We start from the raw sequence: 22,587 nt of genomic DNA, 5'->3' as shown, positions 1-22,587 counted from the left end.
GAACGGCCTGGTGTTGGATCTTGTACTGGCTCATCCCAACCCACGTGACCTTTGGTAGGGGTCACCACTAGGAGAGGAGGCGCCATGCCAACTATTACTCTTCCCGATGGCAGTCAACGTTCTTTCGATCATTCGGTATCCGTAGCCGAGGTCGCCGCATCCATTGGTGCTGGCCTGGCCAAGGCCACTGTGGCCGGTAAAGTCGACGGCAAGCTGGTTGACGCCAGCGACCTGATCACCTCCGATGCCAGCCTGCAAATCATCACGCCCAAGGACCAAGAGGGGCTCGAGATCATTCGCCACTCTTGCGCTCACCTGATTGGCCATGCGGTCAAGCAGCTGTACCCCACCGCGAAAATGGTGATCGGCCCGGTCATTGACGAAGGTTTCTATTACGACATCGCCTACGAGCGTCCTTTTACGCCGGACGACCTGGCGGCCATCGAGCAGCGTATGCACGCGCTGATCGAAAAAGATTACGACGTGATCAAGAAGGTCACGCCGCGCGCCGAAGTGATCGACGTGTTCACCGCCCGTGGCGAGGACTACAAGCTGCGTCTGGTGGAAGACATGCCGGACGAGCAGGCCATGGGCCTGTACTACCACGAAGAATATGTCGACATGTGCCGCGGCCCGCACGTGCCGAACACGCGCTTCCTCAAGTCGTTCAAGCTGACCAAGCTGTCCGGCGCCTACTGGCGCGGCGACGCGAAGAACGAGCAACTGCAGCGGATCTACGGCACCGCTTGGGCTGACAAGAAGCAGCTGGCTGCCTACATCCAGCGCATCGAGGAAGCCGAAAAACGTGACCACCGTAAGATTGGCAAGCGCCTGAACCTGTTCCACCTCCAGGAAGAAGCGCCGGGGATGGTGTTCTGGCACCCGAACGGCTGGACCCTGTACCAAGTGCTTGAGCAGTACATGCGCAAGGTGCAGCGCGAGAACGGCTACCTGGAGATCAAGACGCCTCAGGTTGTTGACCGTAGCCTGTGGGAGAAATCCGGGCACTGGGCCAACTATGCCGACAATATGTTCACCACCCAGTCGGAAAACCGCGACTACGCCATCAAGCCAATGAACTGCCCATGCCACGTGCAGGTGTTCAACCAGGGCCTGAAGAGCTACCGCGAGTTGCCAATGCGCCTGGCCGAGTTCGGTGCCTGCCACCGTAACGAGCCATCGGGTGCGCTGCACGGCATCATGCGCGTGCGCGGCTTCACTCAGGACGATGCCCACATCTTCTGCACCGAAGAGCAGATGCAGGCTGAATCCGCTGCTTTCATCAAGCTGACCATGGACGTTTACCGCGATTTCGGCTTCACCGAAGTCGAAATGAAGCTGTCCACTCGTCCGGAAAAACGCGTTGGCTCCGACGAACTGTGGGATCGCGCCGAAGCTGCACTGGCCGCAGCGCTCGACAGCGCGGGCCTTGCGTACGATCTGCAGCCGGGTGAGGGGGCGTTCTACGGTCCGAAGATCGAGTTCTCACTGAAAGATTGCCTTGGCCGCGTCTGGCAGTGTGGTACCCTGCAGCTCGATTTTAACCTGCCGATCCGTCTGGGAGCCGAATATGTCTCCGAAGACAACAGCCGTAAACACCCGGTTATGCTGCACCGGGCGATCCTCGGCTCGTTCGAGCGGTTCGTCGGGATCCTGATCGAGCACTACGAGGGTGCATTCCCCGCGTGGTTGGCTCCGACCCAGGCAGTGATCATGAATATCACTGATAAACAGGCAGATTTTGCCGCTGAAGTTGAAAAAACTCTCAACGAAAGCGGATTTCGTGCCAAGTCCGACTTGAGAAATGAAAAGATCGGCTTTAAAATCCGCGAGCATACTTTGCTCAAGGTTCCCTATCTTTTGGTTATTGGAGATCGGGAAGTCGAGATGCAGACTGTCGCTGTGCGTACTCGTGAAGGTGCTGACCTGGGCTCGATGCCCGTCGCCCAGTTCGCTGAGTTCCTCGCGCAAGCGGTTTCCCGGCGTGGTCGCCCAGATTCGGAGTAATTATTATTAAGCGTGAAATGAGACAAGATAAACGAGCTGCACCGAAAGCCCCGATCAACGAGAATATCTCGGCACGCGAGGTTCGGTTAATTGGCGCTGATGGCGAGCAGATTGGCATCGTCTCGATTGATGAAGCGCTTCGTATTGCAGAAGAGTCCAAGCTGGACCTGGTGGAAATTTCCGCCGATGCAATCCCACCTGTTTGTCGGGTGATGGACTACGGCAAATCTATCTTCGAAAAGAAGAAGCAGGTTGCCGCAGCGAAGAAGAACCAGAAGCAGATTCAAGTAAAAGAAATCAAGTTTCGTCCAGGGACGGAGGAAGGGGATTACCAGGTAAAACTGCGCAACCTGGTACGTTTCCTGAGTGATGGGGACAGGGCCAAGGTATCCTTGCGATTCCGCGGCCGTGAGATGGCCCACCAGGAGCTGGGGATGGAACTCCTCAAGCGGGTTGAAGCTGACCTGCTCGAGTACGGTTCGGTCGAACAGCATCCTAAGATGGAAGGACGCCAACTGATCATGGTCATCGCCCCGAAAAAGAAGAAGTAATCAACAGGGCACGGCAGGCCTTCTGATTATGTTTATCAACTGAATGCGGAGTATCCGAACATGCCAAAGATGAAGACTAAAAGTGGTGCTGCTAAGCGGTTTCTGAAAACTGCTAACGGTATCAAGCACAAGCACGCTTTCAAGAGCCACATCCTGACCAAAATGTCGACCAAGCGTAAGCGTCAACTGCGCGGTAGCAGCTTGCTGCATCCGTCTGACGTGGCAAAAGTCGAGCGCATGCTGCGCCTTCGTTAATTTTTGGATCAAGATAGAGGAAGTAACTCATGGCTCGTGTAAAGCGTGGCGTCATTGCCCGTAAACGTCACAAAAAAATTCTGAAACTCGCTAAAGGCTACTACGGCGCGCGTTCACGCGTATTCCGTGTTGCCAAGCAAGCGGTAATCAAGGCAGGCCAATACGCCTACCGTGACCGTCGTCAGAAAAAACGTCAGTTCCGCGCTCTGTGGATCGCTCGTATCAACGCTGGTGCACGTGTTAACGGTCTGTCCTACAGCCGTTTCATCGCTGGCCTGAAAAAAGCGTCCATCGAAATCGACCGTAAGGTTCTGGCTGAACTGGCCGTGAACGAAAAAGCGGTGTTTGCTGCGATTGTCGAGAAAGCTAAAGCCACCTTGGCTTAAGTACCCCCGACAGTCACCCTGGGTTGCTCCTGCAGCCCTAGGTGGTAAACGTCATAAATAGGGGAAGAGCCTTCAAGCTCTTCCCCTATTTTGTATCTGGAGTCTGTACATGGAAAACCTGGACGCGCTCGTCGCTCAAGCTCTTGAGGCTGTGCAAAGCGCTGAAGATATCAATGCCCTGGAGCAAATCCGGGTTCACTACCTTGGCAAAAAGGGTGAATTGACTCAGGTGATGAAGACCCTGGGGAATTTGCCGGCAGAAGAGCGTCCGCAAGTCGGTGCGCTGATCAACGTCGCCAAGGAGCGTGTCACAGAGGTTCTCAATGCGCGCAAGGCGTCGCTCGAGGAGGCCGATCTTGCGGCCAAGCTCGCGGCCGAGTCCATTGACGTCACCCTGCCTGGCCGTGGCCAGACCTCGGGCGGTCTGCACCCGATCACCCGGACTCTGGAACGTATCGAGCAGTTCTTCACCCACATCGGCTACGGCATCGCCGAAGGCCCTGAGGTCGAAGACGACTATCACAACTTCGAGGCGCTCAACATCCCAGGTCATCACCCGGCCCGGTCGATGCACGACACCTTCTATTTCAACGCGAACATGCTGTTGCGCACCCATACCTCGCCGGTACAGGTCCGCACCATGGAAGCGAACAAGCCGCCGATCCGCATTGTCTGCCCAGGCCGTGTGTACCGCAGCGACTCGGATATCACTCACTCGCCGATGTTCCACCAGGTCGAAGGCCTGCTGGTTGATCGCGACATCAACTTCGCCGACCTCAAAGGCACCATCGAAGAATTCCTCCGCGTGTTCTTCGAGAAGGAGTTGGCGGTGCGTTTCCGTCCATCGTTTTTCCCGTTCACCGAGCCGTCCGCTGAAGTCGACATGGAATGCGTAATGTGCAGCGGTAAAGGCTGCCGCGTCTGCAAGCAGACTGGCTGGCTGGAAGTGATGGGCTGCGGCATGGTTCACCCCAACGTGCTGCGCATGTCCGGCATCGATCCGGAAGAGTTCTCGGGCTTTGCCTTCGGCATGGGCGTTGAGCGTCTGGCCATGCTGCGTTACGGCGTGAACGACTTGCGTCTGTTCTTCGACAACGACTTGCGGTTCCTCGCGCAATTTCGCTAGTCGTAACGAATCTTTAGGAGAGCAGGATGAAATTCAGTGAACAATGGCTGCGCGGCTGGGTAAGCCCGCAGGTAGATCGCGACGAGCTGGTTGCTCGTCTGTCGATGGCCGGTCTTGAGGTCGATAGCGTCACTCCGGCCGCCGGTGTTTTCAGCGGCGTCGTAGTGGGCGAGGTGCTGAGCACCGAGCAGCACCCTGATGCTGACAAGTTGCGTGTGTGCCAGGTCAGCAATGGCGCGGAAACCTTCCAGGTCGTGTGCGGAGCGCCTAACGTGCGCCCGGGCCTGAAGATCCCATTCGCCATGATCGGTGCCGAGCTGCCAGGCGACTTCAAGATCAAGAAAGCCAAGCTGCGTGGTGTCGAGTCCAACGGCATGCTGTGCTCCCAGGCGGAGCTGCAGGTCGGCGAGGGCAATGATGGCCTGATGGAATTGCCGGCCGACGCACCAGTGGGCGAGGACATCCGCGTTTATCTGGAACTGGAAGACGCCAGCATCGAGGTCGACCTGACCCCGAACCGTGGCGACTGCCTGTCCCTGGCCGGCCTGGCCCGTGAAGTGGGCGCGTTGTACAACGCTCCGGTCACCCGCCCTGTGGTTGCCGCTGTGCCTGCGGTACACGATGAAGTACGCCCGATCGACGTGCTGGCGCCAAACGCCTGCCCGCGTTACCTGGGTCGTGTGATCCGTAACGTCGACCTGTCCAAGCCAACCCCGTTGTGGATGGTTGAACGCCTGCGCCGTGCTGACGTGCGCAGCATCGACGCGGCTGTCGACATTACCAACTACGTGATGCTGGAGCTGGGCCAACCGCTGCATGCGTTCGACCTCGCCGAAATCAACGGCGGCATCCGCGTACGCATGGCGGAAGAAGGTGAGAAGCTGGTGCTGCTCGACGGCCAGGAAGTCAGCCTGCGTGCCGACACCCTGGTCATCGCCGACCACTCCCGCGCCCTGGCGATTGCCGGCGTGATGGGTGGCGAGCACAGCGGTGTGTCCGAGACCACCCGCGACGTATTCCTTGAGAGTGCCTTCTTCGACCAGATCGCCATCGCCGGCAAGGCCCGTTCCTACGGCCTGCACACCGATGCCTCGCACCGCTACGAGCGTGGTGTGGACTGGAAACTCGCCCGTGAAGCCATGGAGCGCGCCACGGGCCTGCTGCTGGAAATCACCGGCGGCGAAGCGGGTCCGATCACCGAAACCGTCAACGAACAGTACCTGCCGTCCGTTGCCCCGATCACCCTGCGCGCGAAGAGCGTTGAGCAAATGCTCGGCCTGGTGATCGCGCCGGCTGAAATCGAACAACTGCTGTCGGCCCTCGGCCTGGGTATTTCCTCGAGCGGGGAAGGGCAGTGGAACGTTGAGGTGCCAAGTCACCGCTTCGACATCAGCCTGGAAGTCGACCTTATCGAAGAACTGGCCCGCCTTTACGGCTACAACCGTCTGCCGGTTCGTTACCCGCAAGCGCGCCTGGCACCGCAACCCAAGGCTGAGGCGCGTGCGCACCTGCCTGAGCTGCGCCGCCTGCTGGTTGCCCGTGGCTACCAGGAAGCGGTGACCTACAGCTTCATCGATCCAAAGCAGTTCGAACTGTTCAATCCCGGTGTCGAGCCGCTGCTGCTGGCCAATCCGATCTCCAATGACATGGCCGCCATGCGCTCGTCATTGTGGCCAGGCCTGGTGAAAGCCCTTTCCCATAACCTGAACCGTCAGCAAGACCGCGTGCGCATGTTCGAAAGCGGCCTGCGTTTTGTCGGCCAACTCGACGGCCTGAAACAAGAGCCAATGCTCGCTGGCGTGGTGTGCGGTAGCCGTCTGCCGGAAGGCTGGGCGCAGGGCCGCGATGCCGTGGACTTCTTCGACGTCAAGGCTGACGTAGAAGCGGTGCTGGGCTTTGCCGGTGCTCTGGATGCCTTCACCTTCGTTCCTGGTAGCCATCCGGCATTGCACCCGGGCCAGACGGCACGTATCGAGCGCGACGGGCGTTTGGTGGGCTTCGTCGGTGCCATTCACCCTGAACTGTCGAAAACCCTCGGTCTCGACCGTCCGGTCTTCGTGTTCGAACTGGTCCTGGCTGAAGTCGCCTCGGGCAAAATGCCTAAATTCAGCGAGCTGTCACGCTTCCCTGAAGTGCGCCGCGACCTGGCGCTGATTGCCGACCGTGAAGTGGCCGCCACTGCGGTTCTGGATGTAATCCGTGAAAATGCAGGGGAATGGCTGACAGACCTCAGGCTATTTGACGTCTATCAGGGTAAAGGTATTGATCCGCATAGAAAAAGCCTAGCAGTTGGCTTGACCTGGCAGCATCCATCGCGCACTCTTAATGACGATGAGGTGAATACCACGACACAAAATATCCTCACCTCGCTCGAACAAAGGTTGAACGCCACGTTAAGGAAGTGACGTATGGGGGCTTTGACGAAAGCTGAGATGGCGGAACGTCTGTACGAAGAGTTGGGTCTGAACAAGCGCGAGGCCAAGGAATTGGTCGAGCTGTTTTTTGAAGAAATCAGACACGCTCTGGAAGACAACGAACAGGTCAAATTGTCCGGTTTCGGCAATTTTGACCTGCGGGACAAACGCCAGCGGCCTGGCCGCAATCCAAAAACGGGAGAAGAAATCCCGATCACGGCTCGCCGTGTGGTCACCTTTCGTCCAGGGCAGAAGTTGAAGGCCCGAGTTGAGGCTTATGCTGGAACCAAGTCATAACGACGAGCTACCCGTCATCCCAGGCAAACGCTACTTCACCATTGGTGAAGTCAGCGAGCTCTGTGCGGTAAAACCGCACGTGTTGCGCTATTGGGAGCAGGAGTTTCCTCAACTCAACCCCGTCAAACGCACCGGGAACCGTCGGTATTATCAGCGCCAGGATGTGCTGATGATCCGACAGATCCGCGCGTTGCTGTACGATCAGGGGTTCACCATCAGTGGTGCGCGCCAGCGTATGTCCGGTGATGAAGCCAAAGACGACACGACCCAATACAAGCAAATGATCCGCCAGATGATCTCCGAACTCGAAGATGTACTGGTGGTTTTGAAGAAGTGATTCCGGCTTTTAAAATACTTCCACATTTCAAAAGCTTGCGGTATATTCCGGTTCGCTTCGTTAAGAAGCGAACACAGTAACACGCCTAGTCGGGGCGTAGCGCAGTCCGGTAGCGCACTAGCATGGGGTGCTAGGGGTCGAGTGTTCGAATCACTCCGTCCCGACCATATAATTCAAAGGGGTCGCGAGATTAATCTCGCGGCCCCTTTTTGTTTTTAACGTGTTTACCTTTACAAGCCATTCCGGGCCTCTTGAATCTTTCGAGTCGGATGATTATGACCCTGAGGTTGATCCTTCAGGACTTGTACGTCGTCAGCGTGCCCGATGACACGGCTATGGCGCTTGTTTTCTCGGCTTACGGTTAAGATGACGCAGGTAAAACATCACAGGGGAAGGCACTCGCGATGGCAGCTCGTTTTGATCCATGGGTCCATATCGATTGGAAAACCCCCGGCGGCGAGTTGCTTGTGCTGCTCCAGCATTACTATCCCGATATCAGTGTGTTTTCCGGCGCGCCATTCGAGGCGCTGTTGGATGAGCTCTCCAACGAAATGCCGGAGGTCTGCTTTGAGGCGTTGGCAGCCGTGTTGGCGCGCCACGGCTTCGACCTGTGGAATCTGGACGCCGGTGGCGATGATTATCGACCGGTCATTTTTCCGACTGATCAGCGCCAGGCTTTTGCACAGCATTGGCAACAACAAAACGCAGAACCACAATTCACCCCAACGTTGATTGGGCTGAAAAAGCCTCCTGCCACTGAACGCAAACCCACCAAGCCCAAGCGCAGCAAATTGAAATGGCTGCAGGACGTCCATGACTATCCCGGGCCCACCTATGTGGATGAATACAACTATCGCAACGGTTGGGCCGCCATTACCGAGCAGGACGAAGACCAGTGGCTGTGCTTTCTGATTGATTACAATCGATGGCCGCCCACCGAGCAGGACATGCTTGAGCGCCGGAGCGACGGTGTAGACGGCGCTGACTTGCAACTCATCGATGCCAACGCTCAGCGCAGCCTGTGGAAGCGTCGGGCTACAAGCGGTGCTTACCCTTCGGATGATCGTTACCGGTACGAAATTCATCAAGGCGATGACATTCAGGGCTTCGGCGCCGCCGAGATGGAATGGCCGGAATTCGAAGACCCCTGCGTGGTGGTCGATGCGCAGGTTTTCGAACGTCAACGCCTCTACCAGCCCGAGCAGTTGACGCGGATCTGGCGGATCACGATGCATGCCAGCGAGGTCATTTTCGAGCACTCGGATGAACTGACAATCCTGCCCATCGGCCCGCGCCGTTTGCTGTTCATGCAGCACAACGGTGCGCTGTGCTGGATTTGGAATCAAGACGCAGCACACCAGGCTGTTGCTGCCCAACCGATGCCGGCTCATGCTTATAAATTACGGGCGTCTACTGCGTACCTGGGAGGTGACGAGGTCCTGTTGTTCAGCGAAGGCGAGCGGCAGAACCCTGAGCACACGGGCTACCAGGAGACTGTGCTGTTGGCGTGGCGCTTCAACTTCATTACGGGTGCCACGACAAAGGCGGTGTTGGACGGCTTTGGCAGCGAGCTGTGCCAGGACACCCGCCTGTTCGTCACACAGCCCAAGCAGGTCATCACGTTGCGTACGTTTCATGGGCAGCTTCAGGTTGCCCGTGGACATGGGGATTGGTGGGTGTGGAATTACCGGACTCATAGTTTTGGCACGCAGACGTTGGCGTGGTTTTGGAATCAGGTCAGCAATGAAGTGGTGAAACTGTCTTCCAAGGATATTGTGCGGGTGAAACCGCAGATTCGTTACCTCAGGGCGCAGGATCGGTATCTGGCGTTTGAAACAGCGTTTGTAGCGCGGATGCCGGAGTTTGCGCAGATCATTGAGGCTAAGGGGTGTGAGGTTTTGGTTTTTGAGTGAGGGCGGGCACCTGACCATAAACCTGGCGCCTGCTACCCGAGCATCGCCTCAACCTCTGCAAGCGTGACCTGCGGGACCACACTGTCCGGAATTCTTGAAATGTCAGACAGGTTATAAACCATGAAGTCCTCGCCCATGACCTTTTTGGACATCAACTCAAGCGACGGCAGTATGCGTGTGAAGTAGTGTTGGTCCAGTCCGCAGGGAGAGTTTTTCGATTCCTGGGTCTCGTAAAACCTTCCAGCGTTTTGGTCCAGATCCACCCCGACAAGAAAAACCTTGTTGAATCCCACGTGGAATGCCAACTGTATCGCCAGATAGGCCACGGTTCGTGCATCAAAAAAGCCCTGGCTCATGTCTTTACTGAATCCCAGCGGTCTTTTGCGATGGGGCAGCAAGGGATGATTGACGACCAGCGTGCGGCGTCTACCCAGTATCGAATCCAGCCAGGAAGGTCTTTTAGCTTTGGTCAGCGGGTATAACCGCCCTGCTGGGAGAGCACGCGACGATCGCGCGTGGTCTTCCCAAAGCGCGACCCTCTGGCTGATCGCCATGGCGTGTTTGAATAATTCCGGCTGCTGTTCGGAAAAACTTCTATCCGTGCAGGCATAAAAATACGGTTTGACGTCGGTGTCCTGAAACATGGAGATAGCGCCATTCATCGTGATCATCGGCACGTGCGCAAATTTCTCGAGAGGAAACGACTTTGCCGATGCGCCTGAAGCAATGATGAAAACGGCACCTGTCTCAATGTGCCGACAAGAACCGAAATCCTGCGTAGTCAGGCAACGTTTGTTTGAACGCTGTCGCGCTGAATCTGGCGTGTGCAAAGCCTGCTTGATGTTGCCCACAGGCTTCGCATTGACGAGGGACGTCTGTTTCATCGGGCCCTACCTTGCGGCTAAATGTAAGTACGTATATCAGCCGACCCGATGACGGCTACTGAGTTCCCTTTACACCGTGCCCACCTCTCAGAACACTGAGGTGCGCACCGATTTGTTGTCCTTGATACGGCACCGGAAATACATTTCCGTGCCACCGGTGATCAGGATGTTGCCATCCAACCGTACGTGTTACTTGTGCCCACGGATGGGGCGTTCATGAGCCATTTCGTAGCAATTTCCTACGTAATCCTTCCTTTTATCCTTCGGCATTTCCAATCTATTCACTCTGAATCAATCACTTGGCTCATCTCGGTAAAGTTGGCACACATTCTGCTTTTTTGTATCCGTGGATAATTGGATACAAAAATTCAAAAGGTGCTGCCGATGCAATTTGCCCCTGCTTATGTTGACCGTCAGCCTCTCACCGCGGAGGAGGAGGCCTACAACTTCCTGCTCGATGCTATTTGTGGTGGTCGCTATCGCAAAGGCGACCGGCTGATCGCCGAAGACATCGCCAGCGAGATCGGCATGAGCCGCATGCCGGTACGCGAAGCCTTCCGCCGCCTGGATGCACAGGGCCTGGTGACGTTGCGACCGAACCGTGGCGCCATCGTCAGCGGGCTGGATATCGACGAATTGCACGAGGTCTTCGAAATGCGCAGTGCCCTCGAAGGCCTGGCAGTGCGCGTCGCGGTGGGTCGTATCGGCGAGCGTCAGTTGGCGGCGCTGGAGCGCATGCTCGATGAGATGGACGACTACCGCGACGAAAGCGCCGCGTGGGTCAGCCGCCACCGCGCCTTCCACGAATACCTGTGCAGCCTCAGCGGCCGGCCGCGCCTGTTAAAGCAGATATCGGCGCTCTATTCCCTGGTGGAAGCGCCCATGCGCCTGTGGCTGCAACACGGCGAAAAACCCCTCAGCGCACGCCAAGAACACGCGGTGATCCTCGATGCGATTCGCGCCGGTGACGCCGCCCGCGCCGAAGCCGTGGTGCGCGAGCACATCGAAGGCACCGTGCCGGCGCTGATCCAGTTCCTGCAAGCCGAAAAATAACAAAGACCTGCTGTGTTTTGACGTTGAGTCCTGCCCCCCGTTGTACCCACGAACTGGAGTGTCTGGTCATGCATAAACGCCGCGCCTTGCTGGTGGCTGTCTCCCTCGGTCTCTGTACCCAATGGGCCTGCGCTGCACCGCAGGTGCCGGATCGCCTGTTAACGGTCGACAAACTCACCTACTGCTCGGGGATGGATTCTCCGCCCCTGGTGTCCTTCGACGAAGCGCAGAAACCGCGTGGGCTCACGGTCGACCTCGGCCTGGAGATCGCCAAGCGCCTGGGCGATAAAAAGGTGCAGTGGCGGGTCATCCCTTTCTCCGGGCTGGTGCCGGCGCTGCTCGCCCAGCAGTGCGACATGATCGTCGACCAGCTGTTCGACAAGCCCGAACGCCGCCAAGTGATCGACATCGTCAACTACATGTATTCCAGCCAGTCGGTAGTGGTGCCCAAGGGTAATCCCAAAGGCATCAAGACCCTCGATGACCTGTCCGGGCACAAGGTTGCCGTACTCAACGGTTCTACCATCAAGACCCTGCTGGACACGCAAAACGACAACCTGGCCAAGGCCGGCAAGCCGCCGATGAAACTGGTGGTCTACAACACCGACACCGATGCGTTCCAGGCCCTGCGCATCAGCCAAGTGGACGCCTACGGCACCACCGTGGAAACGGCCGGCTACTACGCCGCGATGGCCCCGGACCTGTTCCAGGAAGGCGTGCCGGCGTTCAGCCGGATCCTCACTGGCCTGGGCATGCGCAAGGACGACCCGCAACTGACCGCCGCCGTGCAGCAAGTGATCAGCGACATGCGCAGCGATGGCAGCTACGTCGCGTTGCTGAATAAATGGCATGTCAGCAGCGACACTCTCGACTGAGGTTTCCCGCAATGAACTTCAATTGGGATGTGTTCTGGCAGTACCTGTTGCAGCCCAGCGGGGTGTACCTCACCGGGCTTTGGCTGACCTGCCTGATCGCCGTGTCGGCGATGCTGCTGGGCTGCGCGCTGGGGCTGGCGGCGGCGTTGTTGCGCTTGTCAAAGAACCCGCTGCTGCACCTGCCGGTGCGTTTTTATGTGTGGCTGATGCGCGGCACGCCGTTGCTGGTGCAGATTGTGTTCCTGTACACGGCGCTGGCGGCGGGCGGGATTTTCCGCTTTGAGGATATCGATCTGTTTGGCCTGGTTGTCCCCGGCAACATCCAGGCGGCGATCATTGCGTTGGGCCTGAATGAAGGTGCGTACATGGCCGAGATCATCCGGGCCGGCATCGGCGCGGTGGACAAGGGCCAGTACGAGGCCGGACGTTCACTCGGCATGGGTTTCGCCAAGCTGATGCGGCGCATTGTGCTGCCCCAGGCGTTCCGGGTGATCGTGCCGCCGCTGGGCAACGAGTTCAACGTGATGCTCAAGAACACCACCCTGGTCAGCGTGATCGGCGTGCAGGAGTTGCTGCTCAGTACCCAAATGGTCACCTCGGCAACGTTCCGCGTGTTCGAGCTGTACCTGGTGGTGGCGATCTACTTCCTGATGCTCACCACGCTGTGGGGCTTTTTCCAGCGCTGGCTGGAGGCGCGTTTTGGCCAGTCCGATCGGCCTTCCGCGCCACCGCCGGCGGCCAGTCGCATGTTCGGGCGCAGCACCCTGAAACTGCTGAGGGGACGATAACCATGGCGCACCAAAGTGAAGAACTGATCATTGAAGCGCTGGATATCCACAAGTCGTTTGGCACGCTGCAGATCCTCAAGGGCATCTCGCTGCAAGTACGGCGCGGCGAAGTGGTGGTGCTGATCGGCGCCTCGGGCTCTGGCAAGACCACCTTTATCCGCTGCATCAACCTGCTCGAAGACATCCAGGGCGGGCGCATCCGCGTCAACGGCCGCGCCATGGGCTATCGCGAGCGCAGCGACGGCAGCCTGGTACGCGATTCGGAGCGCAACATCGCCCGCCAGCGCCGCGACATTGGCATGGTATTCCAGCGCTTCAACTTGTTCCCCCATATGACTGCGCTGGAAAACATCATCGAAGCGCCGATCCAGGTCCTCGGCACGCCACGTGCCGAAGCGCTGGAACAGGCGCGTGGCCTGCTGGCGCGAGTCGGCTTGGCGGACAAGGCCAGCCACTACCCATCGATGCTTTCCGGCGGCCAGCAGCAACGGGTCGCCATCGCCCGCGCCCTGGCGATGAAACCCCAGGCCATGTTGTTCGACGAACCCACCAGCGCCCTCGACCCTGAAACCGTCGGCGAAGTGCTGCAGGTGATGAAGGAGCTTGCCGAGGAGGGCATGACCATGGTGGTGGTCACCCATGAAATGGGCTTTGCCCGTGAAGTGGCGGACCGCGTGGTGGTGCTCGACCAGGGCGAACTCATCGAACAAGGGCCGCCGGAACAGATTTTCAGCCACCCCAGCCACCTCCGTACCCGGGCCTTTCTCAGCCGCGTGTTATGAGCCCGCTAATAAACCTTTGTGTTGAAGAGCCTTTGCCATGTTGAAATTCTCCGCTCACGAGTACCCCTATCCCTCGCAACGCCAAAGCGTGTTTGCCAAGCGTGGCATGGTCGCGGCGTCCCAGCCCCTGGCCGCCCAGGCCGGCATCGAGATCATGCAAAAGGGCGGCAACGCTATTGATGCCGCCATCGCCACGGCGGCCGCGTTGACGGTGGTCGAGCCCACTGGCTGCGGCCTGGGCGGCGATGCGTTTGCCCTGGTCTGGTGCAAAGGCCAGTTGCACGGCCTGAACGGCAACGGCCATGCGCCGGCGGCCCTGAGTATCGAGACGGTCAAGGCGGCGGGGCACGATCAAATGCCGCTGTACGGGTGGACCCCCGTCACCGTACCGGGCTGCCCATCGGCTTGGGCCGAGCTGTCGCAACGCTTCGGCAAGTTACCGTTTGCCGAGTTGCTGCAACCGGCGATCAGCCTGGCGCGGGACGGTTTCCCGCTGTCGCCGGTGGTTGCTCATCAATGGCAGATTGCGCTGGATGAGTTCACGCCTCATCGCGACCCAGTGCTGGCTGCCTGGTTCGACACCTTCCTGATCGACGGTTGCGCGCCGCGAGCGGGGGAGATTTTCCGCAACCCGGCCCAGGCCCGCACCCTGGAAGAACTCGCCGCCACTCGCTGCGAAAGCCTGTATCGCGGCGCCCTGGCCGAACGCCTGGACGCCCACTCCCGCGCCAGCGGCGGCTACCTGCGCGCCAGCGACCTCAAGGACTACCGCGCCCAGTGGGTGGAGCCGATCCACATCAACTACCGGGGCGTGGATGTCTGGGAAATCCCACCCAGCGGCCAGGGCCTTGTGGCGCTGATGGCGCTGAATATCCTCGAAGGCTTCTGCTTCGATCACCGCGACAGTCAACAAACCTGGCACCGCCAGTTGGAGGCGATGAAACTCGCCTACAGCGACGGCCTGCACTACATCACCGACCCGCTGCACATGCGCTTGGCCGTCGCCGATCTGCTCAGCGATGACTACAGCACCCGTCGCCGTAGCCAGATCGGTGAACAAGCCCAGCCCCCGAAACCCGGTGACCCCCACGCCAGTGGCACGGTCTATCTGGCCACGGCGGACGCCGAAGGCAATATGGTCTCGTTCATCCAGAGCAACTACCACGGCTTTGGCTCCGGTGTGGTGCTGCCCGACAGCGGCATCGCCCTGCAGAACCGTGGCCAGGAATTCAGCCTCGATCCTGCCCACGCCAACTGCCTGGCGCCGGGCAAGAAAACCTTCCACACCATCATTCCCGGCTTCCTCACCAAGGACGGCCAGGCGCTCGGCCCGTTCGGTGTGATGGGCGGCTATATGCAGCCCCAGGGCCATGTGCAGATGGTGATGAACCTGGTGGACTTCGGCCTCAACCCGCAAGCGGCCTTGGACGCGCCGCGCTGGCAATGGCTGGGCGACATGAAAGTCGGCATCGAGCAGGGCGCCTCCCGCGACCTGGCCAATGCCCTGGCGCGGCGCGGGCATCAGGTACAAGTCGCCAGCGACCTCACCGACTTCGGGCGCGGGCAGATCATCCTGCGTGATCCGGTCAGTGGTGTATTGTGCGGCGGCACCGAGCCCAGGGCGGATTCAACGATCGCAGTGTGGTAAGCGAAAAAAATTGGCGGAGCTTGTCCCTTTTTTTCATCTCGCCTGTCATTCCAGGCAAGTGAACAATATCGAGAGCTTCCGCCAATGCCTGTAGTCCGCCCCTTGCTGAAACTGAGCCTGCTGCTGAGCCTCAGTGCCAGCCCGTTATTCGCTGCCGTCAGCTATGCCGAAGACACTGCCGCCCGCCGCAGCTACCAGGTGCCGGCCGGCAGCCTGAGCGCGGCACTCACCCGGTTTGCCGGGTTGGCAGGCGTCAACCTGTCGGTAGACCCGGCCCTGGTCAGCGGTCGCACCAGCAGTGGTTTGTCCGGTGAGTACGCCGTAGAGGAGGGCTTCGCCCGCTTGCTGCAAGGCTCCGGCCTGCAACTGCAACCCATGGGGGCACAGGCCTACATGTTGGTGCCGGTGCCGGATGGCAGCAGCCTGGAACTGGCGCCGACCTCAATCCTTGGCACCACCGGCCTGTATGACGGCGACACTTACGCCGGTGGGCAAGTGGCGCGCCGTGGCTCGCAGGGTTTGCTGGGCACGCGGGACTTTATGGAAACCCCGTTCAGCATGACCACCTACACCGCTGACGCGGTGAAAAACCAGCAGGCGCGCACCTTGGGCGACCTGATCGCCAGCGACCCGTCGGTACGCGCCACCAACCCGGCCGGTGGGCGTTATGAGCAGTTCACCATTCGCGGTTTCAGCCTGTTCAACAGCGATGTGTCGTACAACGGTCTCTATGGCGTACTGCCGACCTACACCATCGACATGGAAATGGCCGACCGCGTCGACATCTTCAAAGGCCCCACCCAGTTGATCAACGGCATCTCACCGCGCGGCAGCGTCGGTGGCGGCATCAACGTAGTGCCCAAGCGCGCCACCGACAAGGACATCAACTCGTTTACCGGCAACTGGGCCTCCGACAGCCAGGCTGGCGGCGCGGTGGATGTGGGCAGACGCTTCGGTGAGGACAACAAGTTCGGCATCCGCTTCAACGGCGTGAAGCAGTCCGGCGACACCGAGTGGGACCACCAGAGCGTCGACCGCGAAATGGCTGTGTTGGGCCTGGACTTTCGCGGCGAGCGCCTGCGCCTTTCCACCGATATCGGCCACACCGAACGCGACACCGATGCACCGCAAGAGCGCGTGCAGGTGGCGGCCGCAGCGCCGGTGCCCAGCGCCAACGATGTGCGCCGCAACTACGCGCAATCCTGGAGCAAGGCCAGCACCAACGACACCTTTGGCACGGTCAACGCTGAGTACGACCTCAGCGATAACGTGATGCTGTATGGCGGCATGGGCGCGCGTAAAAGCAACCACGACTTCCTGCGTCATGCGGTGTCCGTCACCAATGCGGCTGGCGCGTTCACTGTGCAGCCGCGGGATTTCACCCGCGATGAAAACGTACGCACCTACACCGCCGGCGTGCGCAACTGGTTCCATACCGGGCCGGTGAGCCATGAGGTCAACCTGGCGGCCAGCTACTTCGACATGGACTTCACCAACGGCGGCGCCCGCTACGGGACGGCGACGAGCAACCTCTACAACCCGGTGCAAACGCCGACGCCGTCCACGGCGATACGCCAGGACGCCAAGGTCTACACCGAAAACAAATTCAGCGGCGTGGCCTTGTCCGACACCCTGGGGTTCTTCGACGACCGCCTGCTGCTGACCCTCGGCGCGCGTTGGCAGCGCGTCAAGGTGGATGACTGGAGCGACGGTGTCAAAGGCGACACCGCCTACGACGAAGAAAAGGTCTCGCCGTCCGGTGGACTTCTGTTCAAGGCCACCGACAAGCTGTCGCTGTACGCCAACTACATGGAAGGCCTGAGCCAGGGCAAGATCGCGCCGTCGACCTCGAGCAACGAGGACGAAATCTTCCCGCCGTTCATCAGCCGCCAGGTGGAAGTGGGCGCCAAATACGACGCCGGCGCCTTTGCCGTGACCGCCGCTGTGTTTCGCATCAAGCAGCCGGCCTATGAAACCAACACCGCCTCGCGGTTGTTCGGCCCCAACGGCAAGCGTCAGAACTCCGGTGTGGAGCTGAGTGTATTCGGCGAGCCGCTCAAGGGCGTGCGCCTGCTGGGCGGGGTGATGTACATCGACAGCGAGCTGAAGGACACCACCAACGGCGCCTGGGACGGCAACCGCGCCCCGGCGACGCCTAAATACAACGTTAACCTGGGCGCCGAATGGGATGTGCCGGGCCTTGAAGGCCTGACGTTGACCAGCCGTGGCATCTATTCCAGCTCGCAGTACCTGGACCAGTCCAACGTCAAGGAAATCGATGCGTGGAACCGCGTCGATGTCGGCGCGCGGTATGGGTTCAAAGTGGATGACAAGCACATCACCTTGCGGGCGAATGTGGAGAACGTCGCCGATAAGCGCTACTGGAGCTCGGCCGGGGCGTCGGATGACAGTGAGCCGGGGTTGACCTTGTCGACACCGCGTACCTACCTGCTGTCAGCCACCGTCGACTTCTAGCGGGTGTACACCGATCAAAATGTGGGAGCGGGCTTGCTCGCGAAAGCGGTGGCCCAGTTGGAGCATCTTCGACTGACCCTCCGTATTCGCGAGCAAGCCCGCTCCCACATTTGATCGGCGGTGTCGGCGGGGATCACCTTAATGAGAATGTTTTTTGATCGCGCCGCGCCAATATGGAATAGTACCCGCCGTTTTCCCCAACAGGTCTAGCTGGGGTGTTCCAACGCCGAGGTCCTTGTCATGCGAATGTTGCGCTCCATCCCCACCGTTGCCGCCTGCCTCTTGGCGTTCTCTTCAAGCCTGCTGAGCGCCGCCCCGATCGACCTCAATGATGGCCAGCACGCGGTGCATCTGCCGGACGCGCCCAAGCGTGTGGTGGTGCTGGAGTTTTCCTTTCTCGACAGTTTGGCTGCCGTTGACGTAACGCCCGTTGGCGCCGCCGATGATGGTGATGCCAACCGCGTGTTGCCCCGTGTGCGCCAGGCTATCGGTGAGTGGAAGTCCGTAGGCCTGCGCTCGCAGCCGAGCATCGAGGAAATCGCCCGGCTCAAGCCCGACCTGATCGTCGCCGACCTCAATCGCCACCAGGCGTTGTACAGCGACTTGGCGAGCATCGCGCCGACGCTGTTGTTGCCCTCGCGTGGTGAGGATTACCAAGGCAGCCTGAAATCTGCCGAGCTGATCGGCAAGGCGCTTGGCAAGAGCGCGCAGATGGAAGCGCGTATCCAGAAGAACCGTGAAAACCTCAAAGCCATCGCGCAACAGATTCCCGCTGGCGCCAGCGTGCTGTTCGGCGTCGCCCGTGAAGACAGCTTCTCCGTGCACGGCCCAGACTCCTACGCAGGCAGCGTGTTGCAGGCCATCGGCCTGAAAGTCCCATCGGTACGCGCCAACGCCGCGCCCACCGAATTTGTCAGCCTGGAGCAACTGCTCGCCCTCGACCCGGGCTGGTTGCTGGTCGGCCATTACCGTCGCCCCAGCATCGTCGACAGCTGGAGCAAGCAGCCGTTGTGGCAAGTGCTCAGCGCCGTGCGTAACAAGCAGGTAGCCGAAGTCGATGGCGACAGCTGGGCGCGCAACCGTGGCGTGCTGGCCTCGGAGCAGATCGCCGAAGATGCGTTGGCGATTCTTAAAGGCGGCAAAGCTGTGTTGAGCCAGTAAGCGTGCAACGCGGTTTTGCGGCGGCAGGCATTGTATTGCTGGGCGCGTTGTTGTTCTGGCTCTCGCTGTACAGCTGGTCGCCGTTCACGCTCACGGCGGCGGACGCGTGGAATGGGCTGTTCCATCAAGGCAGCGTAGGCGGCAACATGGCGTATATCGTCGCCCAGTTGCGCGTGCCGCGTGCCGTGTGTGCCGCCTTGGTCGGCGCCTGCCTGGGCCTGGCCGGCGCGCTGATGCAGGGCATTACGCGCAACCGTCTGGCCTCGCCGTCCTTGTTTGGTGTGACAGCGGGCGCGGCGTTGGGCTTGGCCCTGTTTTCCACCGGCCTGGTCGCGCCGCCGTTTGCCGGTGGTGCATTGTTGATGACCTGCCTGGGCGGCGCGTTGGCCTGGATCACGGTATTCAGCCTTGGCGGCGCCTGGTCGCCGACCACGGCCCAGGGCCGTCTGGTCTTGGCCGGCGTTGCGGTAGCGGCATTGTGTGCGGCACTGACCCGGCTCACGGTGATTCTGGTCGAGGCCCAGGCGCAAAGCGTGCTCAACTGGCTGGCCGGCTCCCTGGCCAATGTGGGCGCCGCGCAAGTGCAGTTGCTCTGGCCGTGCACCTTGATTGGCGGGCTGTGGGCGCTCTGGTGTGCACCGCGCCTGAACCTGATCAACCTTGGCGAAGACGCCGCACGTTCGTTGGGCGTGGGCATCGCCAGCCTGCGTTTGCAGGTGTTTATCGCCAGCCTGTTGCTGGTGGGGGCGAGTGTCTGTGCCGTGGGGCCGATCGGTTTTGTCGGGTTGATCGCGCCGAATATTCTTCGCCAGTTCCTCGGTAATGACTACCGCTGGCTGATCCCGCTGAGCGCAGCGTTGGGCGCGGTGATCGTGCTGGGGGCTGACCTGCTCAGCCGCGCCGTGTCTTTCCCGGTGGAAACGCCGGCTGGCGTGGTCACCGCGTTGATCGGCGCACCGTTCTTTCTCTTTCTTGCCAGGCGCGCCTTATGATCCGGCCACGATTACGCCTATGGCTGCTGCTCGGCCTGTTGCTGCTGGCGACCTTCGTCAGCCTCAGCGCCGGCACCCTGTGGCTCACGCTCGACACCGTGCTGGACCGCCTGCTGGCCCACGATGCACTCGACTTCGAAGTATGGAACCACCGCCTGCCACGCAGCCTGATCGCGATCCTCGCAGGTGCAGCCTTTGGCCTGGCCGGGGCGATTGTGCAGGGCGTGATCCGCAACCCGCTGGCTTCGCCGGAAATTCTCGGCGTGACCCAGGGCGCGGGGCTGGCGCTGACCGTGGTGATCATCAGCTGGCCGCACTTGCCAATTGCCTGGCTGCCGCTGGTGGCCTGTTTGGGCGGGGCGGCTGGCGCGTTGCTGCTGGCGCTGTACAACACCGGGGTGAGTTTTTCCGGGGTGCGCTTTGCGTTGTCCGGGGTGGCGATTGCGGTGACCTTATCCAGCGTCACCGAGTTTCTGATCCTGTCCCACCCGCTGGATATCAACACCGCATTGCTCGCGCTGACCGGTAGCCTGTGGAGCCGCAATTGGCACCATGTGGCGCTGCTGCTGCCGTTCCTGGTGTTGATCCCCGTGGGCCTGTGCCTGGCCAAGCCGCTGAACCTGGTCGCCCTCGGCGATGAGGCCGCCCACAGCCTCGGCACGGCACTGAACCGCACGCGCTGGCTGGCAATGGCCTGCGCGGTGCTGCTGACCAGCCTGGGCGTGGGCGTGATCGGGCCGATTGGGTTTATCGGCCTGGTCGCACCGCATATGGCGCGGCGGTTGGTGGGCGGGCATCACCAGTACCTGCTGCCGGCGTCGATGCTGATCGGTGCACTGTTACTGGTGCTGGCCGACACGTTGGGACGCACGTTGATCGCGCCCAGCGAAATTCCCGCCGGGGTGCTCACGGCGGTGATTGGCGCGCCGTATTTTCTTTGGCTGCTGGCACGGTTCAAGGGCTGATGACATGAGTATTCTTCAAGCACATCAACTCGATATTGGCTACGGCGCGACACGCATCGTGCAAGGGTTGTCATTCACGCCACCCGCCGGAAAGGTCACTGCGCTGATCGGGCCGAACGGCTGCGGCAAATCCACCTTGCTCAAGGCCTTTGCGCGCATCCTCAAGCCGACCCAGGGCGAATTGACCCTGGATGGCCAGGCCTACGCCGGCCTGTCCGCTCGCCAATTGGCGCGGCAGATTGCGTTTTTGCCTCAAGTATTGCCGGTGCCGGAAGGTGTCAGCGTGCGCCAATTGGTCGCCTATGGTCGCAGCCCGCACAACTCATTGTGGGGGCGCCTGAGCGGCAACGATCAATCCCATGTGACCCAGGCCATGCAACGCCTGGAACTGGACAGCCTGGCCGACCGCGCCCTGGCAGATCTATCCGGTGGTCAACGCCAACGTGCCTGGCTGGCCATGGTGTTGGCGCAGAACGCGCCGGTGGTGTTGCTGGATGAGCCCACGACCTACCTGGACATCAGCCACCAGGTTGAACTGCTCGACTTGATGGGCGAACTGGCCGCTGAAGGGAAGACGGTGATTACCGTGCTGCACGATATCAACCAGGCTTGCCGTTATGCCGACCACCTGGCGGTGATGCACGGTGGCAAGCTGGTGGCCGACGGCGCGCCGGGGGACGTGATCAGTGCCGAGCTGATGCGGCAGGTGTTTGAGGTGCAGGTGCAGATCATGAACGAACCGGTGTCGGGCACGCCCATGTGCGTGGTCGAAAAAAGCACCCGCCATTCCGCCTGACGCAAGGGTGAGGTGCAGCGCTTGAACCTGTTGGGCTGCCGCTTGATCGAACGGGAGAGCACCTGAGCTTTATTTGCGGCTCAGGGCCGATTTGGATACGGTGCAAGCCTGCCCACAAGGACGTCCTCATGAAAGAACCCGCCCCCAAGACCCGTCGCGCACCCAAAGGTGAAAAACGCCGCGAAGAACTGCTGGACGCAGCCTTGCAGGTGTTTTCCCTGGAAGGTTACAGCGGCGCCTCGATGGCCCAGGTGGCAGCGATTGTCGGCATTTCAGTGGCCGGCTTGTTGCACCACTTTCCCAGCAAAATTTCGCTATTGATGGGCGTGTTGCAGCGTCGCGACGAGGTCAATCAACGGATTGCCGACGAAGTGCGAGCTGAAAAAACCCTCAATGGCTTGCTCGGCAGCCTGCGTGCCATTAACCGCTCGAACGCAACGGCACCGGGGGTGGTGCGGGCGTTTACGATTCTGAATGCCGAAAGTTTGCTGGACACCCACCCGGCGTGGACGTGGTTCCAGGAGCGCTATGCGGCGATTCATCAGCGGATGCAGGGGCAGTTTGCCGACCTGGTGGCGGCGGGGGAGGTGCGCGGTGATGTGGACATCGCCGGGCTGGTGGAAGAGATTCTGGCCATGATGGATGGGTTGCAAGTCCAATGGCTGCGCTTTCCCGAGCGGGTGGACCTGGTGGCGCGTTTCGATACCTACATTGCGCGGGTCGAAGCGGCCATCAGAACCTGAGTCTCATGCGCCTGATGCATGAAGATCCAAATGTGGGAGCTGGCTTGCCTGCGATAGCGGTGAGTCAAGCAGCAAATGTACCGACTGAAACTCCGCCATCGCGGGCAAGCCCGCTCCCACAAAAAGCACTCCTCTTATC

21 protein-coding genes and 1 tRNA gene are annotated in these 22,587 nt (G+C 60.3%); 21 read left to right on the top strand and 1 reads right to left on the bottom strand.

What is annotated here, in order from left to right; all coding sequences use genetic code 11:
* The first annotated feature begins 84 nt into the window (after positions 1-84).
* The 10 genes from thrS (at position 85) to HU722_RS19165 (ending at position 9,286) form a co-directional block, all read left to right on the top strand.
* Positions 85-2,007, top strand: coding sequence for a threonine--tRNA ligase (thrS, locus tag HU722_RS19210; RefSeq protein WP_024076468.1), 1,923 nt, complete (start codon positions 85-87; stop codon positions 2,005-2,007).
* The gene (infC, locus tag HU722_RS19205) at positions 2,007-2,558 is read left to right on the top strand and encodes a translation initiation factor IF-3 (RefSeq protein ID WP_015884933.1); all 552 of its coding nucleotides are present in this window, start codon (positions 2,007-2,009) and stop codon (positions 2,556-2,558) included. The genes thrS and infC overlap by 1 nt, the downstream gene beginning before the upstream one ends.
* Before the next feature lie 60 nt (positions 2,559-2,618).
* Complete coding sequence (gene rpmI / locus HU722_RS19200) at positions 2,619-2,813, top strand: 50S ribosomal protein L35 (protein WP_002553160.1); 195 nt, start codon at positions 2,619-2,621, stop codon at positions 2,811-2,813.
* Positions 2,814-2,842: 29 nt separating this feature from the next.
* Positions 2,843-3,199: a 50S ribosomal protein L20 gene (rplT, locus tag HU722_RS19195; protein ID WP_003174975.1), complete on the top strand. Its 357-nt coding sequence runs from the start codon at positions 2,843-2,845 to the stop codon at positions 3,197-3,199.
* A gap of 109 nt (positions 3,200-3,308) precedes the next feature.
* Positions 3,309-4,325 (top strand): phenylalanine--tRNA ligase subunit alpha, encoded by a 1,017-nt coding sequence (pheS, locus tag HU722_RS19190; RefSeq protein WP_065874065.1) that lies wholly within the window; start codon positions 3,309-3,311, stop codon positions 4,323-4,325.
* A 26-nt stretch (positions 4,326-4,351) separates the two neighbouring features.
* On the top strand, positions 4,352-6,730 hold the full coding sequence (gene pheT / locus HU722_RS19185) for a phenylalanine--tRNA ligase subunit beta (protein WP_065874063.1): 2,379 nt from the start codon (positions 4,352-4,354) through the stop codon (positions 6,728-6,730).
* A 3-nt stretch (positions 6,731-6,733) separates the two neighbouring features.
* Positions 6,734-7,036 carry an integration host factor subunit alpha gene (gene ihfA / locus HU722_RS19180; protein WP_002553164.1) on the top strand — a complete coding sequence of 101 codons (303 nt, stop codon included), beginning with the start codon at positions 6,734-6,736 and terminating at the stop codon, positions 7,034-7,036.
* Positions 7,017-7,373 (top strand): MerR family transcriptional regulator, encoded by a 357-nt coding sequence (locus HU722_RS19175; protein ID WP_003219935.1) that lies wholly within the window; start codon positions 7,017-7,019, stop codon positions 7,371-7,373. The genes ihfA and HU722_RS19175 overlap by 20 nt, the downstream gene beginning before the upstream one ends.
* Positions 7,374-7,463: 90 nt before the next feature.
* Positions 7,464-7,540, top strand: a tRNA-Pro gene (locus tag HU722_RS19170).
* Between the two features lie 237 nt (positions 7,541-7,777).
* On the top strand, positions 7,778-9,286 hold the full coding sequence (locus HU722_RS19165) for a hypothetical protein (protein ID WP_065890674.1): 1,509 nt from the start codon (positions 7,778-7,780) through the stop codon (positions 9,284-9,286).
* 32 nt (positions 9,287-9,318) lie between these two features.
* Here the strand turns inward: HU722_RS19165 and HU722_RS19160 are convergent, their stop codons facing one another.
* Positions 9,319-10,170 (bottom strand): WaaZ-like lipopolysaccharide core biosynthesis protein, encoded by an 852-nt coding sequence (locus tag HU722_RS19160; protein WP_065890675.1) that lies wholly within the window; start codon positions 10,168-10,170, stop codon positions 9,319-9,321.
* Positions 10,171-10,554: 384 nt separating this feature from the next.
* On the opposite strand from HU722_RS19160, the gene HU722_RS19155 reads away from it, so the two are divergent.
* The 11 genes from HU722_RS19155 (at position 10,555) to HU722_RS19105 (ending at position 22,448) form a co-directional block, all read left to right on the top strand.
* Positions 10,555-11,223, top strand: coding sequence for a GntR family transcriptional regulator (locus HU722_RS19155; RefSeq protein ID WP_065874059.1), 669 nt, complete (start codon positions 10,555-10,557; stop codon positions 11,221-11,223).
* 68 nt (positions 11,224-11,291) lie between these two features.
* The gene (locus HU722_RS19150) at positions 11,292-12,098 is read left to right on the top strand and encodes an ABC transporter substrate-binding protein (protein ID WP_065880894.1); all 807 of its coding nucleotides are present in this window, start codon (positions 11,292-11,294) and stop codon (positions 12,096-12,098) included.
* Positions 12,099-12,109: 11 nt separating this feature from the next.
* Positions 12,110-12,886, top strand: a complete 777-nt coding sequence (locus HU722_RS19145) for an amino acid ABC transporter permease (protein WP_065890676.1) — start codon at positions 12,110-12,112, stop codon at positions 12,884-12,886.
* A gap of 2 nt (positions 12,887-12,888) precedes the next feature.
* Positions 12,889-13,668: an amino acid ABC transporter ATP-binding protein gene (locus HU722_RS19140; RefSeq protein ID WP_065890677.1), complete on the top strand. Its 780-nt coding sequence runs from the start codon at positions 12,889-12,891 to the stop codon at positions 13,666-13,668.
* Positions 13,669-13,705: 37 nt separating this feature from the next.
* Positions 13,706-15,316 carry a gamma-glutamyltransferase family protein gene (locus tag HU722_RS19135; RefSeq protein WP_065880895.1) on the top strand — a complete coding sequence of 537 codons (1,611 nt, stop codon included), beginning with the start codon at positions 13,706-13,708 and terminating at the stop codon, positions 15,314-15,316.
* A gap of 84 nt (positions 15,317-15,400) precedes the next feature.
* Positions 15,401-17,791 carry a TonB-dependent receptor gene (locus tag HU722_RS19130; protein ID WP_065890678.1) on the top strand — a complete coding sequence of 797 codons (2,391 nt, stop codon included), beginning with the start codon at positions 15,401-15,403 and terminating at the stop codon, positions 17,789-17,791.
* A 246-nt stretch (positions 17,792-18,037) separates the two neighbouring features.
* Positions 18,038-18,952 carry a Fe(3+) dicitrate ABC transporter substrate-binding protein gene (locus tag HU722_RS19125; protein ID WP_371905391.1) on the top strand — a complete coding sequence of 305 codons (915 nt, stop codon included), beginning with the start codon at positions 18,038-18,040 and terminating at the stop codon, positions 18,950-18,952.
* Between the two features lie 2 nt (positions 18,953-18,954).
* Positions 18,955-19,944, top strand: coding sequence for an iron-dicitrate ABC transporter permease FecC (gene fecC, locus HU722_RS19120; protein WP_065874051.1), 990 nt, complete (start codon positions 18,955-18,957; stop codon positions 19,942-19,944).
* Positions 19,941-20,909, top strand: coding sequence for an iron chelate uptake ABC transporter family permease subunit (locus HU722_RS19115; RefSeq protein ID WP_065874050.1), 969 nt, complete (start codon positions 19,941-19,943; stop codon positions 20,907-20,909). The genes fecC and HU722_RS19115 overlap by 4 nt, the downstream gene beginning before the upstream one ends.
* Before the next feature lie 4 nt (positions 20,910-20,913).
* On the top strand, positions 20,914-21,705 hold the full coding sequence (gene fecE, locus HU722_RS19110) for a Fe(3+) dicitrate ABC transporter ATP-binding protein FecE (RefSeq protein WP_065874048.1): 792 nt from the start codon (positions 20,914-20,916) through the stop codon (positions 21,703-21,705).
* Between the two features lie 128 nt (positions 21,706-21,833).
* Entirely contained in the window at positions 21,834-22,448 is a 615-nt protein-coding gene (locus tag HU722_RS19105) for a TetR/AcrR family transcriptional regulator (protein WP_065874047.1), read from the top strand.
* The last annotated feature ends 139 nt before the right edge of the window (positions 22,449-22,587 follow it).

It is taken from the genome of Pseudomonas tritici (assembly GCF_014268275.3).
GTDB lineage: Bacteria > Pseudomonadota > Gammaproteobacteria > Pseudomonadales > Pseudomonadaceae > Aquipseudomonas > Aquipseudomonas tritici.
The sequence above is the reverse complement of the archived record's forward strand: the minus strand, read 5'-3'. Positions and strand labels throughout refer to the sequence as shown.

What these genes read in the sequence shown, in the direction of transcription:
- thrS (WP_024076468.1), top strand. Translation starts at nt 85, where the DNA reads ATGCCAACTATTACTCTTCCCGATGGCAGTCAACGTTCTTTCGATCAT.
- rpmI (WP_002553160.1), top strand. Translation starts at nt 2,619, where the DNA reads ATGCCAAAGATGAAGACTAAAAGTGGTGCTGCTAAGCGGTTTCTGAAA.
- rplT (WP_003174975.1), top strand. Translation starts at nt 2,843, where the DNA reads ATGGCTCGTGTAAAGCGTGGCGTCATTGCCCGTAAACGTCACAAAAAA.
- pheS (WP_065874065.1), top strand. Translation starts at nt 3,309, where the DNA reads ATGGAAAACCTGGACGCGCTCGTCGCTCAAGCTCTTGAGGCTGTGCAA.
- pheT (WP_065874063.1), top strand. Translation starts at nt 4,352, where the DNA reads ATGAAATTCAGTGAACAATGGCTGCGCGGCTGGGTAAGCCCGCAGGTA.
- ihfA (WP_002553164.1), top strand. Translation starts at nt 6,734, where the DNA reads ATGGGGGCTTTGACGAAAGCTGAGATGGCGGAACGTCTGTACGAAGAG.
- HU722_RS19175 (WP_003219935.1), top strand. Translation starts at nt 7,017, where the DNA reads ATGCTGGAACCAAGTCATAACGACGAGCTACCCGTCATCCCAGGCAAA.
- HU722_RS19165 (WP_065890674.1), top strand. Translation starts at nt 7,778, where the DNA reads ATGGCAGCTCGTTTTGATCCATGGGTCCATATCGATTGGAAAACCCCC.
- HU722_RS19160 (WP_065890675.1), bottom strand. Translation starts at nt 10,170, where the DNA reads ATGAAACAGACGTCCCTCGTCAATGCGAAGCCTGTGGGCAACATCAAG.
- HU722_RS19155 (WP_065874059.1), top strand. Translation starts at nt 10,555, where the DNA reads ATGCAATTTGCCCCTGCTTATGTTGACCGTCAGCCTCTCACCGCGGAG.
- HU722_RS19150 (WP_065880894.1), top strand. Translation starts at nt 11,292, where the DNA reads ATGCATAAACGCCGCGCCTTGCTGGTGGCTGTCTCCCTCGGTCTCTGT.
- HU722_RS19145 (WP_065890676.1), top strand. Translation starts at nt 12,110, where the DNA reads ATGAACTTCAATTGGGATGTGTTCTGGCAGTACCTGTTGCAGCCCAGC.
- HU722_RS19140 (WP_065890677.1), top strand. Translation starts at nt 12,889, where the DNA reads ATGGCGCACCAAAGTGAAGAACTGATCATTGAAGCGCTGGATATCCAC.
- HU722_RS19135 (WP_065880895.1), top strand. Translation starts at nt 13,706, where the DNA reads ATGTTGAAATTCTCCGCTCACGAGTACCCCTATCCCTCGCAACGCCAA.
- HU722_RS19130 (WP_065890678.1), top strand. Translation starts at nt 15,401, where the DNA reads ATGCCTGTAGTCCGCCCCTTGCTGAAACTGAGCCTGCTGCTGAGCCTC.
- HU722_RS19125 (WP_371905391.1), top strand. Translation starts at nt 18,038, where the DNA reads ATGTTGCGCTCCATCCCCACCGTTGCCGCCTGCCTCTTGGCGTTCTCT.
- HU722_RS19115 (WP_065874050.1), top strand. Translation starts at nt 19,941, where the DNA reads ATGATCCGGCCACGATTACGCCTATGGCTGCTGCTCGGCCTGTTGCTG.
- fecE (WP_065874048.1), top strand. Translation starts at nt 20,914, where the DNA reads ATGAGTATTCTTCAAGCACATCAACTCGATATTGGCTACGGCGCGACA.
- HU722_RS19105 (WP_065874047.1), top strand. Translation starts at nt 21,834, where the DNA reads ATGAAAGAACCCGCCCCCAAGACCCGTCGCGCACCCAAAGGTGAAAAA.